Source organism: Dinoroseobacter sp. S124A (assembly GCF_049801015.1).
GTDB lineage: Bacteria > Pseudomonadota > Alphaproteobacteria > Rhodobacterales > Rhodobacteraceae > Dinoroseobacter.
Map to the genome: position 1 here is coordinate 289897 of NZ_JBNAGD010000004.1, position 15078 is coordinate 304974.

At 66.9% G+C, this 15078-nt stretch carries 13 protein-coding genes and 1 pseudogene; 12 read left to right on the forward strand and 2 right to left on the reverse strand.

Annotated elements, in window-relative coordinates; translation table 11 throughout:
- Positions 1-6: 6 nt before the first annotated feature.
- Positions 7-729: a hypothetical protein gene (locus tag ACP15I_RS11770; RefSeq protein ID WP_424975230.1), complete on the reverse strand. Its 723-nt coding sequence runs from the start codon at positions 727-729 to the stop codon at positions 7-9.
- A 169-nt stretch (positions 730-898) separates the two neighbouring features.
- Between ACP15I_RS11770 and ACP15I_RS11775 the strand changes: the two genes are divergently transcribed.
- From ACP15I_RS11775 to ribD, 12 genes and pseudogenes are all read left to right on the forward strand, one after another.
- Positions 899-1195: a sarcosine oxidase subunit delta gene (locus ACP15I_RS11775; protein WP_424975427.1), complete on the forward strand. Its 297-nt coding sequence runs from the start codon at positions 899-901 to the stop codon at positions 1193-1195.
- Positions 1192-3785: pseudogene (locus tag ACP15I_RS11780) on the forward strand (2Fe-2S iron-sulfur cluster-binding protein). Before ACP15I_RS11775 ends, ACP15I_RS11780 begins: the two are co-directional and overlap by 4 nt.
- Positions 3778-4347 carry a sarcosine oxidase subunit gamma gene (locus ACP15I_RS11785; RefSeq protein WP_424975231.1) on the forward strand — a complete coding sequence of 190 codons (570 nt, stop codon included), beginning with the start codon at positions 3778-3780 and terminating at the stop codon, positions 4345-4347. The pseudogene ACP15I_RS11780 and the gene ACP15I_RS11785 overlap by 8 nt, the downstream one beginning before the upstream one ends.
- 58 nt (positions 4348-4405) lie before the next feature.
- A complete protein-coding gene (gene dnaG, locus ACP15I_RS11790) occupies positions 4406-6385 on the forward strand; it encodes a DNA primase (protein WP_424975232.1) in 1980 nt (659 codons plus the stop codon).
- A 126-nt stretch (positions 6386-6511) separates the two neighbouring features.
- Complete coding sequence (gene rpoD, locus ACP15I_RS11795; protein ID WP_424975233.1) at positions 6512-8506, forward strand: RNA polymerase sigma factor RpoD; 1995 nt, start codon at positions 6512-6514, stop codon at positions 8504-8506.
- A 48-nt stretch (positions 8507-8554) separates the two neighbouring features.
- Positions 8555-8995 carry a hypothetical protein gene (locus ACP15I_RS11800; RefSeq protein WP_424975234.1) on the forward strand — a complete coding sequence of 147 codons (441 nt, stop codon included), beginning with the start codon at positions 8555-8557 and terminating at the stop codon, positions 8993-8995.
- Positions 8996-9356: 361 nt separating this feature from the next.
- A complete protein-coding gene (locus tag ACP15I_RS11805; protein WP_424975235.1) occupies positions 9357-9779 on the forward strand; it encodes a hypothetical protein in 423 nt (140 codons plus the stop codon).
- A 73-nt stretch (positions 9780-9852) separates the two neighbouring features.
- A complete protein-coding gene (locus ACP15I_RS11810; RefSeq protein WP_424975236.1) occupies positions 9853-10113 on the forward strand; it encodes an HlyU family transcriptional regulator in 261 nt (86 codons plus the stop codon).
- A 102-nt stretch (positions 10114-10215) separates the two neighbouring features.
- Positions 10216-10818 carry a VPLPA-CTERM sorting domain-containing protein gene (locus ACP15I_RS11815; protein ID WP_424975237.1) on the forward strand — a complete coding sequence of 201 codons (603 nt, stop codon included), beginning with the start codon at positions 10216-10218 and terminating at the stop codon, positions 10816-10818.
- Positions 10819-10926: 108 nt separating this feature from the next.
- Positions 10927-11346 carry a secondary thiamine-phosphate synthase enzyme YjbQ gene (locus ACP15I_RS11820; protein ID WP_424975238.1) on the forward strand — a complete coding sequence of 140 codons (420 nt, stop codon included), beginning with the start codon at positions 10927-10929 and terminating at the stop codon, positions 11344-11346.
- Between the two features lie 152 nt (positions 11347-11498).
- Positions 11499-11966 carry a transcriptional regulator NrdR gene (gene nrdR, locus ACP15I_RS11825; RefSeq protein ID WP_424965898.1) on the forward strand — a complete coding sequence of 156 codons (468 nt, stop codon included), beginning with the start codon at positions 11499-11501 and terminating at the stop codon, positions 11964-11966.
- 3 nt (positions 11967-11969) lie between these two features.
- Positions 11970-13067 (forward strand): bifunctional diaminohydroxyphosphoribosylaminopyrimidine deaminase/5-amino-6-(5-phosphoribosylamino)uracil reductase RibD, encoded by a 1098-nt coding sequence (gene ribD, locus ACP15I_RS11830; RefSeq protein WP_424975239.1) that lies wholly within the window; start codon positions 11970-11972, stop codon positions 13065-13067.
- On the opposite strand, the gene ACP15I_RS11835 is transcribed toward ribD, so the two are convergent.
- Positions 13064-15073, reverse strand: coding sequence for a capsular polysaccharide biosynthesis protein (locus tag ACP15I_RS11835; protein ID WP_424975240.1), 2010 nt, complete (start codon positions 15071-15073; stop codon positions 13064-13066). The genes ribD and ACP15I_RS11835 overlap by 4 nt on opposite strands.
- Between the last annotated feature and the right edge of the window lie 5 nt (positions 15074-15078).

Here is a 15078-nt window from a genome sequence, read left to right on the forward strand (position 1 = left end):
CCGGCCTCAGGGCGTGTCCGGAAGCGTCGGCGCGGCCATGCCTGTCAGGACGATCACCTGCTCGCGCCGTCCGTTGAAGGATTGTGACCACGCATTGATCGTCATCGTCCCATCGGTCGTGAATTCGGTGGCCCCTGTTTCGATCCACATGAACCGCATATCCTCCGGTTGCCGTTCCGCACCCGGGGGGCCGACGGCGCCCAGTGTCGTCTCTTCGCGATTCAGGTTGAACGTATGGGTGATCCTGTCGCCGTCGGGCGACCGGGTGAAGGTCGCGGGTTGGACCGTGCCGAGGCCATCGGTGCGGTAAGACAGCGCGACATCCTGAAGGCCGAAGCCGGTGGAGGTCACGTCCTCGATGCCGATGACGCTCCACTCGGACAAGACCGCCGTGACGTTGCGGATGCGCGGTGCGAACACCAGGGTGCCATCGGAGTCCAGTCGGACAACGCGGTCCTGAACCTCGCCCGTGATGGAGAGGTCTTCGTTCCCGCTGCCGCCAGTGATGAAGGTTGCCGAAAACGGGATGATTTCGTCCCGCACAACCGTTCCGGACAAATCGCCTTCCCGCAGTTCATTATCCGTGGGTGTCGGCGATCCGGTGGTCGTTCCGGTTCCGCACGCGCTCAGAATGGCAATCGCTGCGCATCCGGCGCTCAGGGTGCTGAACCGGCGAAACGACCGGGATGGGATCTGGTGATCGGGCGCGCGCGCAGTCAAAAATGGCATATATGATCCTGTAGCTTTGAGGTGAAGATGCCCGAAGTCTTGCGCGCCCACCGTGAGCCTTTCGTCATCGATTGGTCAGAAGGGCTGCGCGCGGTTTCCCCGCCGGGCGTCGCAAACCGAGGTACAGCGCGTCGCGGATGTGTTGTCAGGCGCGGATCGGGCGGCTTTAGTGAGGCCGAGGTTCCATAGAAAGGCGTCCGACCTGCGCATTCCCTGTCCCCTTTGCGGCCCGCGCGATGTGCGGGAGTTCACCTATCGCGGCGATGAGACCTATCTGGCCCGGCCCGCGCCCGGCGATGCGGCGGGCTATGACGGCTATCTGCATCTGCGCGACAACCCGGCGGGGGTGGTGCGCGAGCTCTGGTATCACGGCGCGGGATGCGGCAGCTGGCTGGTTGTGCGGCGCGACACCCGAACCCATGAGATCATCGGGGTGGCGCTGCCCTCTGCGGAGGCCGGGGCATGAGGCTCGACCGGGGCGGCCTGATCGACCGCGACGCGCCATTGCGGTTTCAGTTCGATGATGCCTGGATGGGCGGGTTTGCCGGGGACACGCTCGCCTCCGCCCTGATGGCGAATGGCGTCCGGGTGCTGGGGCGGTCGTTCAAGTATCACCGCCCGCGCGGGCTCTGGTCCGCCGGATCCGACGAGCCCAACGCCCTGATGCAGGTCGGGCAGTTCGCGCGGCAGGTCCCGAATGTGCGGGCCACGCAGGTCGAGCTCTCTCAGGGCCTGTACGCCCGCAGCCAGAACCGCTGGCCGTCCCTGCGGTTTGACCTGATGGAGGTGACGGACCTCGCCGCGCGCTTTCTCGGCGCGGGGTTCTATTACAAGACCTTCATGTGGCCGCGCCGGTTCTGGGAACGGGTCTATGAGCCCGCGATCCGCCGGGCGGCGGGGCTTGGCGCGCTGTCAGGGCAGGCCAATACCGAGACCTACGAGAAGGCATTTGCCCATTGCGACTTGCTGGTCATCGGCGCGGGTCCTGCCGGGTTGATGGCGGCGCTCACGGCGGCGCGGGCCGGGGCGGATGTGATCCTTGCCGAGGAGGATACGCGTTGCGGCGGGCGGCTCCTGTCGGAGTGCGAGGCGGTGGATGGCCAGCCCGGGCCTGTCTGGGCCGCAGAGATGGTCCGCAAGCTGGAGGCGACGGGCCGGGTCCGCGTCATGATGCGCACCACAGTGACCGGTGCCTATGACGGCGGCGTGTTTGGCGCGCTCGAGCGGGTGGGGCTGCATCTGGCGCAGCCGCCCGAAGCCCTGCCGCGGGAGTGTTTCTGGCGGATCACCGCACGCCGGGCGATCCTTGCGTCCGGCGCGCTCGAGCGGCCCATCGCCTTTCCGATGAATGACCGCCCCGGGATCCTGTCCGCGGCAGCGCTGCGCAGCTACGCCAATCGCTATGCCACCGCGCCGGGGCCGCGGGTTGCGGTCTTCGGGAACAGTGATGACGCGCATCGCACGGCGCGGGACCTGCAGGCTGCCGGGGTCACGGTCGTCGCGATGATCGACACCCGTCCGGAGGGGCCGTCCGGCGACTACCCTGTGCTGCGCGCGGCACAGGTGGTCGGCACCAAGGGGCGGCTCGGCCTGCGGGAGATCACGGTCCGCACCCCGTCCGGGCTGGAGAGGTTGCAGGTTGACGCGCTGGGCGTGTCCGGCGGCTGGAACCCGACGCTCCACCTGACCTGCCACATGAATGGCCGCCCCGTTTGGGACCCGGATCTGGCAACCTTCTTGCCGCGCCCGGGTGCGGTGCCCGGCCTCGCGGCGGTGGGCGCGGCGGCGGGCGTGTTTTCTACCCATGGGGCGTTGCGCTCAGGGTTCGAGGGGGCGCAGCGGGCTCTGGCCGAGCTGGAGCTCCGCGCGCCCGAGATCGCGCTCCCCGAGGCGGAGGATGCGCCCTATGCCCTCGCCCCGATCTATGCGGTGGAGGGGCTGCGCCCGGGCAAGGATCGCGCCTGGCTCGACTTGCAGAATGACGTCACGGTCAAGGATGTCCGTCAGGCCGCCGCCGAGAACATGACCAGCGTCGAGCATATGAAACGCTACACCACCCAGGGCATGGCCACGGATCAGGGCAAGAGCTCGAACCTTTTGGCGCTGGCGGTGCTGGCCGATGCGACCCGGCGCGGCATCCCCGAGACCGGCACAACCACCTACCGCCCGCCCTATACCCCCGTCTCGCTGGCCGCGATCGGGGCCGGGGCGCAGGGCAAGGGCTTTGCGCCCGAGCGGCGCACGACCGCGCACCGGGCGGCAACCGAGGCGGGCGCGCCCATGCTGGAGGCCGGTCTCTGGTACCGCCCGAGCCATTTCCCGCGCCCGGGCGAGCGGGACTGGCGCATCGCCTGCGCCCGGGAGGTCCGCTTTGTCCGCGAGACGGTGGGCGTTTGCGATGTCTCGACCCTCGGCAAGATCGAGCTGAGTGGGCCGGATGCGGCGGCCTTCCTTGATTTTGTCTATGCCAACCGGATCTCCACCCTGAAGCCCGGGCGGTGCCGCTATGGGATCATGCTGCACGAGGACGGGCATGTGATGGATGACGGGACCGTGGCCTGTCTCGGGCCGGATCGCTACCTGATCACCACCACGACCGCTGCGGCCGGGCAGGTGATGCAGCATCTGGACTTCGTGCAGCAATGCCTGCGCCCCGAGCTGCGTCTGCGGTTTCTGTCGGTGACCGAGCACTGGGCACAATTCGCGATTGCAGGCCCACAGGCCCGCGCGTTGCTGGGTGGGGTGCTGGGCACGGCACCCGAGGCGGCCCGCTTTCCGTTCATGTCCTGTGGGCCGGTGGCGGTTCAGGCGGGGGAGGGGCGCATCTCTTCCCGACGGGCGCGGATCTGACGCCGCAAACCAGTCAGGGCCATGTGAGCAGCAGTTGCTATTCCCCGACCCTCGGGACGCCCCTGGCGCTGGGGTTCCTGCGCGCGGGGCGCGGGCGGCATGGCGAGACGGTGCGGCTGGTGGATCACCTGCGCGGGGTGGCAACCGACTGCGTGGTCACGGGCCCGGTGGCCTATGACCCGGATGGAGGGCGCGCCCGTGGCTGACCTGCATGCTGAAACGCCCTTCGCGACCCTGAAACCGGTGCAGATCGGGCCTTGGGTGCTGACCGAGCCCGCACCGGAGCCGGTCCATGCGATCTTGCCCCTTCCGGGGGCGCACGAAGCCGCCTCCGACGCCTTGTGCGCGGTCACCGGGCTGGGGCTGCCCGGACCGGGCCAATCGGTGGAGAGCCCGCATCTGCGCTGTCTCTGGGCCGGGCGGGACCAGATCCTGGCGGTCGGGGCGCTGCCCCCGGGGGCGATCCCGCCGGACTGCGCGATGGTGACCGAGCTGTCCGATGGCTGGGCGCGGCTGCGCCTCGCCGGCCCGGGCTGGGAGGACGTGCTGGCGCGGGGCACCCCGCTTGACCTGCGTCCGAGCGCTTTTGCGGTCCATGCCACGGCGCGCACCGAGTGGCATCACATGGCGGTCCTGCTGGTGCGCCTGTCCTCGGCGGTCGAGCTTTGGGTCATGCGCTCTTACGCGGAGACGGCTCTGGCGCATCTGCGGCGGGACATGACCCAGCGCGCCGCGCGCCACCGCGTCTCGCCGCCGCAGGGCCGCTAGGCAAAGACTCTGACCGCGAGCGCTGGACTTCGCGGGGCAGGGCACCGATATTTCACAGATGAGTCTGCCACCCGGTTTCCTTGACGAATTACGCGGTCGCGTGTCCATGGCACAGGTGGCGGGGCGCAAGCTTGTCTGGGATATGCGTAAGTCCCAGCAGGGCAAGGGCGATATGTGGGCCCCGTGCCCGTTCCATCAGGAAAAGACCGCCTCCTTCCATGTGGATGATCGCAAAGGGTATTATTACTGCTTTGGCTGCCACGCAAAGGGCGATGCGATCTCCTTCGTGCGCGAAACAGAGAATGTCGGCTTCATGGAAGCGGTGGAGATCCTCGCCGCCGAGGCGGGCATGACCATGCCTGCCCGCGACCCACAGGCCGCGGCCAAGGCGGACCGGCGCACCCAGCTCAGCGAGGTCGCCGAACAGGCGGTGCAGTTCTTCCGGCTCAACCTCAAGGCCGGCGCGGCCCGGGATGCGCGGGCCTATCTGGCCGGGCGCGGCCTGTCCGAGGCCGCCTGCGAACGCTGGGAAATCGGCTTTGCCCCCGAAGGCTGGCAGCATCTCTGGGACCATCTGCGCGGCAAGGGCGTGGCCGAGGAGCTGATCCTCGGGGCCGGGCTCGCCAAGCCCTCGCGCAAGGAGGGCGGGCGGCCCTACGACGTGTTCCGCAACCGCATCATGTTCCCGATCCGCGATGCGCGGGGCCGGGCAATTGCGTTTGGCGGGCGGGCCATGGACCCGGAGGATGGCGCGAAATACCTCAACTCGCCTGAGACCGAGCTCTTCGACAAGTCGCGGGTGCTGTTCAATCATGCGCGTGCCCGGGAGGCGGCGGGCAAGTCCGATATGCTGGTCGTGGCCGAGGGCTATATGGATGTGATCGCGCTCTCGGAGGCGGGGTTCCCGGCCGCGGTCGCGCCTCTGGGTACGGCTGTCACCGAACCACAGCTGGAATTGCTCTGGCGGATTTCGCCCGAGCCGATCTTTGCGCTGGACGGGGACCGTGCGGGCCTGCAGGCCGGGCAGCGCGTGGTCGATCTGGCCCTGCCGTTGATCGAAGCGGGCAAATCCCTGCGCTTCTGCATCCTGCCGGAGAAGAAGGACCCCGATGACGTCATACGACAGGACGGGGCCGAGGCGATGGGCGCGCTGTTGCGGGACGCACAGCCCATGCTGAACCTGATCTGGCAGCGCGAGACCGAGGGGCGCGCCTTTGACAGCCCTGAGCGCAAGGCCGCCCTGGGCAAGGCGCTGCGCATGTCGGTGGCGAAGATCAAGGACCCCTCGATCAAGCAGCATTACGGGCAGGAGATCAAAGCCCGGCTCGATACGCTGTTTGGTTATGGCGGTGGCGAGGCGGTTCGGTCCGGCCCCTCGGGCGGGCGCGGCCCGGGCCGGGGCGGGGGCTGGAAATCCAAGGGGCCCGAACGCCCGACGGCGAACCTCAAGGCCTCGGCACTGGTCACCTCGGAGGCGGATGAGCAGCTGCAAGAGGCGCTGATCCTCGCGACGCTCTGCACCCATCCGGCCCTGATCGACGAGTTCGAAACCGCCCTGCTGGATCACCGGTTCGGGTCGACGGGCTACGGGCAGATCGCCCTGGCCCTGACGGCCACGGACCCGGAGGCCCGCAGCACACCGATCACCTTCGAGGACAGGGATTGCAGCGAGACCCTTGATCTCATCCTGCGCGAACGCCATGTGCAGATTGCGCCATCCCTGCGCCCGGGCTGCGACGAAGAGGTCGCCCGGCTCTCGGTCGCGGCGGCGTTTGCCAAGCTTTCGGCGCAGGTGGGATGGCAGCGGGAACTGGAAGAGGCCATCGAAGATTTCGCCTCGGCCTCAAACGAAGAACTCACCTGGCGGCTGGGGCAGGCCGCCGAAGCCCGCAATTCCGCGGGCCGTGTCGCCCAGGATGACAAGACCGAATATGACATTGCCGATAACGGTGCGCGAATCAGTCGGGACGAACGCAGCGCCTTTGACGACTTGCTCAACGGCATCAGCTTTGGCAAAGGACAGACAAACGGGGGCTGACCCCGCACGGAAAGTTAAGTAAACACGGATAAAAGCGGGAAGCGCGAATCACTTACGACCTGATTCGCATACGGGGTGGAACACGACGATGAACCGGCACGCTCCCCTTTAATCAAGGAAACCTGAATGGCCGCCAAAGACACTGACGACCGCAAGACCGACGACCAGGAAGCCGAAGCCATGCTCGACATGAGCCAAGCGGCGGTCAAGAAGATGATCGCCGAGGCGCGTGCGCGCGGCTACATCACCTACGATCAGCTCAACCAGGTCCTTCCCCCGGACCAGGTCAGCTCCGAACAGATCGAAGACGTGATGTCGATGCTGTCCGAGATGGGGATCAACATCATCGAGGAGGACGAGGCCGAAGAGGGCGACGCCCAAGGTTCGAACTCCACGCAGGTGGTCGAGGCCTCCGGCTCGCGCGAAGTGGCTGTCTCCACGACCTCTTCCGAGGCGCTGGACCGGACCGATGACCCGGTGCGGATGTATCTGCGCGAGATGGGCTCGGTCGAACTGCTGAGCCGCGAGGGCGAGATCGCCATCGCCAAGCGGATCGAAGCCGGGCGCAACACGATGATCGCCGGTCTCTGCGAGAGCCCGCTGACCTTTCAGGCGATCACGATCTGGCGCGACGAACTTCTGTCCGAGGACATCCTGCTGCGCGACGTGATCGACCTCGAGGCGACCATGGGCGGGGCGATGGAAGATGACGAGGAAAGCTCCTCGGTCGTCGAGATGGCCGCGAACAGCCCGACCGCCCCCTCGGAAAAGACCGCCGAGCCCGAGCTCGACGCCGATGGCAACCCGATTGCCAAGACCGAGGACGAGGATGACGAGGACGATCAGGCCAACATGTCGCTGGCCGCGATGGAGGCCGCACTCAAGCCCAAGGTGCTTGAGACGCTGGACCTGATCGCGCGGGATTACACCCAGCTCAGCGATATGCAGGATCTGCGGATTTCCGCGACCTTGAACGAGGATGAGAGCTTCTCGATCGAGGATGAGGCGAATTACCAGAAACTGCGTGCCGAGATCGTGCTGCTGGTCAATGAGCTGCATCTGCACAACAACCGGATCGAAGCGCTGATCGACCAGCTCTACGGGATCAACCGGCGCATCATGTCCATCGACTCGAACATGGTGAAGCTGGCGGATCAGGCGCGGATCAACCGGCGCGAATTCGTCGAGGCCTATCGCGGTTACGAGCTTGACCCGACCTGGGTCGAGCGGATGTCCGCAAAGCCCGGGCGCGGCTGGCAGGCTTTCATCGAACGCTCCAGCACCAAGATCGAAGAGTTGCGCGCCGACATGGCGCAGGTCGGCACCTATGTGGGCGTCGACATTACCGAGTTCCGCCGCATCGTGCAGCAGGTCCAGAAGGGCGAGAAAGAAGCCCGGCAGGCCAAGAAAGAGATGGTCGAGGCCAACCTGCGCCTCGTGATCTCGATCGCCAAGAAATACACCAATCGCGGGCTGCAATTCCTCGACCTGATCCAGGAAGGCAATATCGGCCTGATGAAGGCGGTCGATAAGTTCGAATACCGCCGCGGCTACAAGTTCTCGACCTATGCGACCTGGTGGATCCGTCAGGCGATCACCCGCTCCATCGCGGATCAGGCGCGCACGATCCGGATCCCGGTGCACATGATCGAGACGATCAACAAGCTGGTGCGGACCGGGCGGCAGATGCTGCACGAGATCGGCCGCGAGCCGACACCGGAAGAGTTGGCCGAGAAGCTCCAGATGCCGCTGGAGAAGGTGCGCAAGGTGATGAAGATCGCCAAGGAGCCGATCTCGCTCGAGACGCCGATTGGCGACGAGGAAGACAGCCAGCTGGGCGATTTCATCGAGGACAAGAACGCCGTTCTGCCCCTCGACAGCGCGATCCAGGAGAACCTCAAGGAAACCACGACCCGGGTTCTGGCCTCGCTCACACCGCGCGAGGAGCGCGTGCTGCGCATGCGCTTCGGGATCGGGATGAACACCGACCACACGCTCGAAGAAGTGGGTCAGCAGTTCAGCGTGACCCGCGAGCGGATCCGTCAGATCGAAGCCAAGGCGCTGCGCAAGCTCAAGCATCCGAGCCGCAGCCGCAAGCTGCGCAGTTTCCTGGACCAGTAAGCGCCTCGGGCGTGCCATCTCGGCGCGCCCGGACCGCCCGTTCCCCGCATGAGCAGCAAGTTTATCATTTTCGTCCTCGGCGTCGCGCTGGTGGTGTTCTGCGCCTATGTCTTCCGCGACCGCATCCCGAGCCCGACTGTCAGCGCCAAGCGACCCTATTCCGCGCCGAACGGCCACAAGGTCGCCCCGCTGGAGCAAGGTCCCGAGCAGTTCGAGGTGTGGGACCGTCCCGGTGCCATCGGGCGGGACTATTTCTGTGCCGCTGCGAAATATGCCGAGGCGGTTCTGCGGGCCGAGCCCACGGATCATCTCCGGGTGACAACAGCCTTCGGTCCGAGCCAGGTGCGGGACAATCGCCGCGCCGTGGGCTTCGAGTTGGTCTGCGCCGCTGAGCTGAGCGATTCAACTGCGCCCAATAATCGGGCACCGGTCATAGACCAGCCCGGAGAGTCCCGGTCTATCCTCGTATCTCGGCGGTTTTGCGCCTAATCTCACCGTTTGTGTCAGGATTGTTTTGGCTTCTCGCTGGCATCCACCGGTCAGCTGGCTAGGCTCCGTAGGAGAGGCACACTTGGGGGAGTGACCATGACACAATCTGTTCGACTGCTTTGCCTTCTGGGCGCCTGCATGGTTTTGATGGCCGCCGCGGTGGTCTTTCCCTAGACCCGCCACGGGCGACACACGGGACCGTTATTGTGCAGCCGGTCGATCCGGGCGTAGGCTGCTGCGACCCAGACCATTCGCAGTGTCGGGCCTGATCCGCAAATCCACAGGAGCGTGTTTCATGATGTCTCGACCCGGCTTTCATGGGCTCACCCGCATGACCTCCACTTGTTTGGTGGCCGGTCTCATGATCCTCACCTCCGCCTCCGCCGAGGCGCGCAGCCTGTCGGAACGCTATACGCCGACATCTCCCTATCGTGCGCTCAACGAGTTCGGGGTGATCCTCAGCGCCGAGGAGGGCGCCGTGCTTGAGGTTTATGCCAAGCCGAGCGCATCCGGGATGAAGTATTTCTGCGCGGCAGCGGAATTCGCGCAACGCTTCCTGCGGGCCCAGCCCAGCGACCGGCTTGTCATCACACGCGCCGAGGGGCCCAGCACGACGCGGGATGGGGCCACCAGCGTCTTGTTCGACATCGTCCCGCGCGCCGAGGCGCAGGGCCTGCCATCGGGGGGCGTCACCCTCAGCCCAAGGCGCGTGGGTGAGAACAGAAGCGTCAATTCCGGCAAATCCTTTTGCAAGCCCGTGGATCGCCGTCGCGATGACGACTAGATAAGGTGCAGGGCAGGACGCATCGCTGTTGCGCGCCCGCCATGACATGAGGGTCAGATCACAGGGGGGCGCGATGCCATTTCTTTCAAAACTCTTTGGCAAATCCGAGCCCACCGGGGCCCCATCGGAAACCCATAAGGGCTTCACCATCACGCCGCAAAGCGTGAAGGAGGGCGGGCAGTACCGGCTGACGGCGCTGATCGAGAAGGATGGCAAGTCGCACGAATTGATCCGCGCCGACCATTTCGCCAGCGCGGATGAGGCCAATGCGGCTGCGCTCACCAAGGCCAGGATGCTCATAGACCAGATCGGCGATGGCCTGTTTCGAGGCTGAGGGACGCGCGCGGCTCTTTTGCGACGCAGACCGTAACTGGTTCACGGACCACCGGGCTGCCCCTCGCTATTCTGGGCGCAACCAGAGGATAGGGGTCTCATCATGCGTAAATTCGTCGTCTGCCTTTTCACCGCTCTCGGGCTGACCAGCGCGGCCAGCGCGGATACCACTTTGTTCTTTGATGATTTCGAGAGCTCTGCGCAGGGGCTGAATACAACGCCGTCAAATTGGGCCCTGATCAGCGGCACGGTGGATGTGCTCGGTGGCGGGGTTTTCGGGGGCTTCTGCAGCAACGGTACGAATTGCGTTGATCTGGACGGATCCTCGAACGCGGCGGGCGTTATCAACTCGCTGGCGACGTTCGATCTGGACGCGCAGACGACCTACACGCTGTCCTTTGACTACACGAACAATGGCAACGGCACGAACACGCTGAATTGGGGGCTGGCCACGCTCAGCGAGACGCTGGTGGTCACAGGACCGTCGAACCCCTATGCCTCGGCCAGTGCGACCTTCACCGGGCAGAGCACGTTGAACGCCGCGATCATCTTTTCCCATGAGGGGGCGGACAATCAGGGGGTGATCATCGACAATGTCCGTCTGACCGCCTCGGTTGCCCCGGTTCCGCTTCCGGCGGCGGGTCTTCTGCTGCTGGGGGGGCTCGGTGGTCTTGTGGCCCTGCGCCGCAAGCGGGCGGCGGCCTGATCCAACGGCATTTGTGACCCCTCTTGCGTCCGGCCCGAGGGTCGGGCGCCACGACATGCGCGCAGTTTCGACTTGCCCTGACAGTGTCGGCGGAGAACACTTCGCCCCATGGCGCATAGGATCTTCACAGTCACGACACGCGGCCCGGGCCTCACGGAGATGACCCGAGACGTGTCCCGCTGGGTCGCGGAACAGGGCCCGGACGAGGCGCTGCTGACCCTGCAGATCCAGCACACATCGGCGTCTCTGCTGATCCAGGAGAACGCGGATCCCGAAGTGCAGACCGACCTGCAGGCCTTCTTTCACCGGCTGGTGCCGCCCACCACCGACCCGACCATGGCCTATCTCACCCATACCTATGAGGGGCCCGATGACATGCCGGGCCATATCAAGGCGGCCTTGCTGCCCACATCGCTCCAGATCCCGGTGATGGCGGGGCGGATGGCGCTGGGCACTTGGCAGGGGATCTATCTGGTGGAACATCGGGATCGCCCCCATGATCGACGGGTTGTGGCGCTTTTGCGCTGAGCCTTGCCCGGTGAGTGCGGCATTCCGGACTCAGGTCCCGCCCCAAGATAAGCCCTGTCCAATTGCCCTCTACCCAAGCCATAGAGAGCTACCTATAGTGCCTGTGGATAACTGGGGGCCAACCCCAAGAGCAGGAACACGAGGGAGCAACCATGCGCTGCCCATTTTGCGGAAATGTCGATACGCAGGTGAAAGACTCGCGCCCGGCGGAAGACCATGTCGCCATCCGGCGGCGTCGGTTCTGCCCGGCTTGCGGCGGGCGGTTCACCACCTATGAACGAGTGCAGCTCAGGGATCTGATCGTCATCAAATCCTCGGGCAAGCGCGAGGATTTCGACCGCGACAAGCTGGAGCGTTCGATCCGTATCGCGATGCAGAAACGCCCGGTGGAGCCGGACCGCCTGGATCAGATGATCTCGGGGATTGTCCGGCGGCTCGAAAGCATGGGCGAGACGGATATTCCCTCGGCCACGATCGGCGAGATCGTGATGGAGGCGCTGGCCCGGATCGACACGGTCGGCTATGTGCGTTTCGCAAGCGTTTACAAGAACTTCCAGGCGGCGGATGACTTCGACAAGTTCGTCAGTGAACTGCGTCCCCCGACCAGCCCGGACAACTGAGCCATGACCGCAGACCTGCGCTGGATGCAGGTTGCGCTGACCCTAGGACGCCGCGGGATGGGCCGGACCTGGCCCAACCCGGCGGTGGGCTGCGTGATTGTCAGCCCCGAAGGGCGTGTCGTCGGGCGCGGCTGGACCCAGCCCGGTGGGCGTCCCCATGCCGAAGTGATGGCCCTGGGGCAGGCCGGGGATTCGGCCCGAGGCGCGACGGCTTATGTCACGCTGGAGCCTTGCGCCCATCACGGTAAGACCGGCCCCTGCGCCGAAGCCCTGAGTCAGGCCGGGATCGCCCGGGTCGTCTCCGCCTTGCAGGACCCCGATCCCCGCGTCTCCGGCGGCGGACATGACATCCTGCGCAAGGCGGGGATTGCGGTCACCGAAGGGGTCGGCGCGGATCACGCCCGGATCGATCATAAGGGCTTTCTGACCAGGGCGACCCTGGGTCGTCCCATGCTGACACTGAAGCTCGCGCTGACACTGGACGGACGGCTTGCCACGGCGCGCGGGGAAAGCCAGTGGATCACCGGGCCCGAGGCGCGCCGCGCCGGGCACGCGATGCGGGCGCGCCATGATGCGGTGCTGATTGGCGCCGGCACGGCCCGGGCCGATGACCCGACGCTGACGGTCCGGGACATGGGTGTTGCGCAGCAACCGGTGCGGATCGTGGCGGCGCGGGGTCTTGATGTTCGCTTGCCCTCGCGGCTCAGCGAAACGGCCAGCGACGCAGCGCCGGTCTGGATCTGCCATGGCGAGGATGCGCCCGCGGCGCGGATTGCCGCGGCAGAGGCGCATGGCCTGACCTGCCTCGAAACCCCGGAGGGCCCGGACGGGCTCGATCCGGAGGGGTTGTTGCAGGTCCTCGGCGCGCAAGGCGTGACCCGGGTCTATTGCGAAGGCGGTGGCGCGCTCGGCGCTGCACTCATGCGCGCGGGGCTGGTGGACCGGCTCGCCGTGTTCCACGCCGGTTGCGCGATCGGGGCGGATGGCCGCGCCGGGCTCGGCCCCATGGGGCTCGAGCGGTTGGCGGAGGCACCGCGTTTCGACCGGGTGCGGAGCGCGGTTCTGGGGGCGGATGTCTTGACGGAATGGCGCCGCCGCTAGCGCCAGAGCCAGCTCTGCGATGCAAGCACCCCTTGCAGTTTGGACAATAGCCGCAGGGGCGGGGCCGGGGTCGGCGGGCCGCTCTCCAACCGGTCGAGGATGACCTCGACAGGGCAGGGCAGGTTCGTCACCGGGTCGTGGTAGCGCGGGTAGTCGATCAACACGGCCTCGACCAGTGCGGCCAGATCCGGTCGTGCCGCCCGTCGCGCGAAGGCCGGATGAGGGGGCGAGGTCAGATCCCGGGCCAGATCCCGGGTCAGCCCCCAGCCTGCATAGAACGGCAGTCCGGCACAGGTCACCGGGCGGCCCCGTATCAGTGCTTCGAACCCGAGAAGAGAGGACAGCGTCCAGACCTCATCCGCTGCCATCACACAGGCCACCGGGTCCGCCCCGCGCGCGATGCTGTCGGCCAGCGGGGTCTCCGTGAGGCCGGGGCGCAGGCCTGCCTCCACATCCGGGTGGGGCTTGTAGAGGATATGGGCCGCGGGATTGGCAGCGCGGGCCGCTGTGAGCAGAGCCTCCATATCCCGGACCTCGCCCCCGTGGCCGAGCGTGACCGAGGCATCATCCGCGACCTGCCCGATAACGAGAAGTGTCCTCGCGCCGTCGGGGGCGGGGTCGGGGGGCCGCCCGTCCGTGTTGTACTTCGTCAGCCCGCCCGCGCGCAGCCGCGCAAGCAGCGCGCGGCCCCGGGGCGAGGCCCCGCGCGCAGCGGCGCGGGTGATACAGTGCTCAAGATCGCTGGGGCCCGCCGGATCGTAGTAGATCCCCGTGCCATCGCGCACCAGAGACAGGGGGGGCACGAGCGCTGCGCCCAGCCCCTTGGAGCGCAGGAAGCCGTCCTCCACCCGGTAAAGCGGCGCGCGTGCTTCGGCCATCTCGGGACGTACCGCCTGTGCCCAGCTCAGGATGGGGCGCCCGGTCGCCTGTGCCGCGCGGCCCGGATCGAGCGGGAAACTCAGCCCGCCGCTGCCAAAGACCTTGCGGATCGTTGGGCGCTTCCACAGGCGCATGCCATGGGCGACATAGCCGTGGTGGTCCTCCCGCCAGGCCCGCGCGCGACTGGCGAGTTGGGCGATGACCTCCTCGACCTCGCAAAGCCGGTCGCGAAAGGGGTCATACCAGACCGGGTAGAGCGCGAGGGTGCCGAGGGCCAGCTGCGCCGCGCTCAGCACGCGCTGGCGTCGGGGCAGGGGCGCGCGATCCTCGCTGAGGCCCCATCCGGCATAGAATGGCTGGCCAAAGACATGGGGCCGGTGGCCAGAAAGGATGGCCTCGAACCCGACCTGCGAGCTGACGGTGTAGACCTGCGCAGCACCCGCGAGCAGGGGCCAGATCGCACAGGGTCCGCAGCCATCGGGCCCCAGATGTCCGGGACGGTCCGACCGCGCCGCCGGGTGCCCCTTGATCAGGATTTCGCGCCCGGGGTTCTCGTCGCGCGCGGCCTGCAGCATGGCGTCAAACCGGGCGGCATCCGCGCCGCCATAGCGGATCGACGCGTCATCGCGGAGCTGGTCGACCACCAGCACATAGCCCGGGGCGATTGCGGGGGGCGGGGCCGTGGCGGCGTTGTACTTGCTGAGCCCTGCCTCCTGCAGTGCGGCGATAAGGGCCTCTCCGCGGGCAATGTCCTGCAGCGGGTGGGTGGCGAGCAGATCCTCAAGATCGCTGGGACCCGTCGCATCGTAATAGGGCCGTTGCTGGTCGAGGGTGATCCCGTGGCGCGGCCCACCTGCCTTGCCCGGCAGCACTGAACGCAGAAACGCGTCCTCGAGATAGAGCGGTTTGGCACCGCTGCGACGGGCGAGGGCCTCGCCCCGGGCCCCGGTGCGCCCAGAGCGCCCCCAGATCGCCACATGCCCGCCGGGCTTGGGCCAGCCCAGACGCAGCTCCAAACCCTTGAGCGAGAGGATCCGGCGCAGGTTTCGGTCGGTCAGGTGACTGAGCGAGGACAGGTAGACCGGGGTTCCGGGACGCAAAAAGGGCGCGCGCGGGTCTCCGCGCACGCCCT

What these genes read in the sequence shown, in the direction of transcription:
- nrdR (WP_424965898.1), top strand. Translation starts at nt 11,499, where the DNA reads ATGCGCTGCCCATTTTGCGGAAATGTCGATACGCAGGTGAAAGACTCG.
- rpoD (WP_424975233.1), top strand. Translation starts at nt 6,512, where the DNA reads ATGGCCGCCAAAGACACTGACGACCGCAAGACCGACGACCAGGAAGCC.
- ACP15I_RS11805 (WP_424975235.1), top strand. Translation starts at nt 9,357, where the DNA reads ATGATCCTCACCTCCGCCTCCGCCGAGGCGCGCAGCCTGTCGGAACGC.
- ACP15I_RS11770 (WP_424975230.1), bottom strand. Translation starts at nt 729, where the DNA reads ATGCCATTTTTGACTGCGCGCGCGCCCGATCACCAGATCCCATCCCGG.
- ACP15I_RS11820 (WP_424975238.1), top strand. Translation starts at nt 10,927, where the DNA reads ATGGCGCATAGGATCTTCACAGTCACGACACGCGGCCCGGGCCTCACG.
- ACP15I_RS11800 (WP_424975234.1), top strand. Translation starts at nt 8,555, where the DNA reads ATGAGCAGCAAGTTTATCATTTTCGTCCTCGGCGTCGCGCTGGTGGTG.
- ACP15I_RS11810 (WP_424975236.1), top strand. Translation starts at nt 9,853, where the DNA reads ATGCCATTTCTTTCAAAACTCTTTGGCAAATCCGAGCCCACCGGGGCC.
- ACP15I_RS11815 (WP_424975237.1), top strand. Translation starts at nt 10,216, where the DNA reads ATGCGTAAATTCGTCGTCTGCCTTTTCACCGCTCTCGGGCTGACCAGC.
- ribD (WP_424975239.1), top strand. Translation starts at nt 11,970, where the DNA reads ATGACCGCAGACCTGCGCTGGATGCAGGTTGCGCTGACCCTAGGACGC.
- dnaG (WP_424975232.1), top strand. Translation starts at nt 4,406, where the DNA reads ATGAGTCTGCCACCCGGTTTCCTTGACGAATTACGCGGTCGCGTGTCC.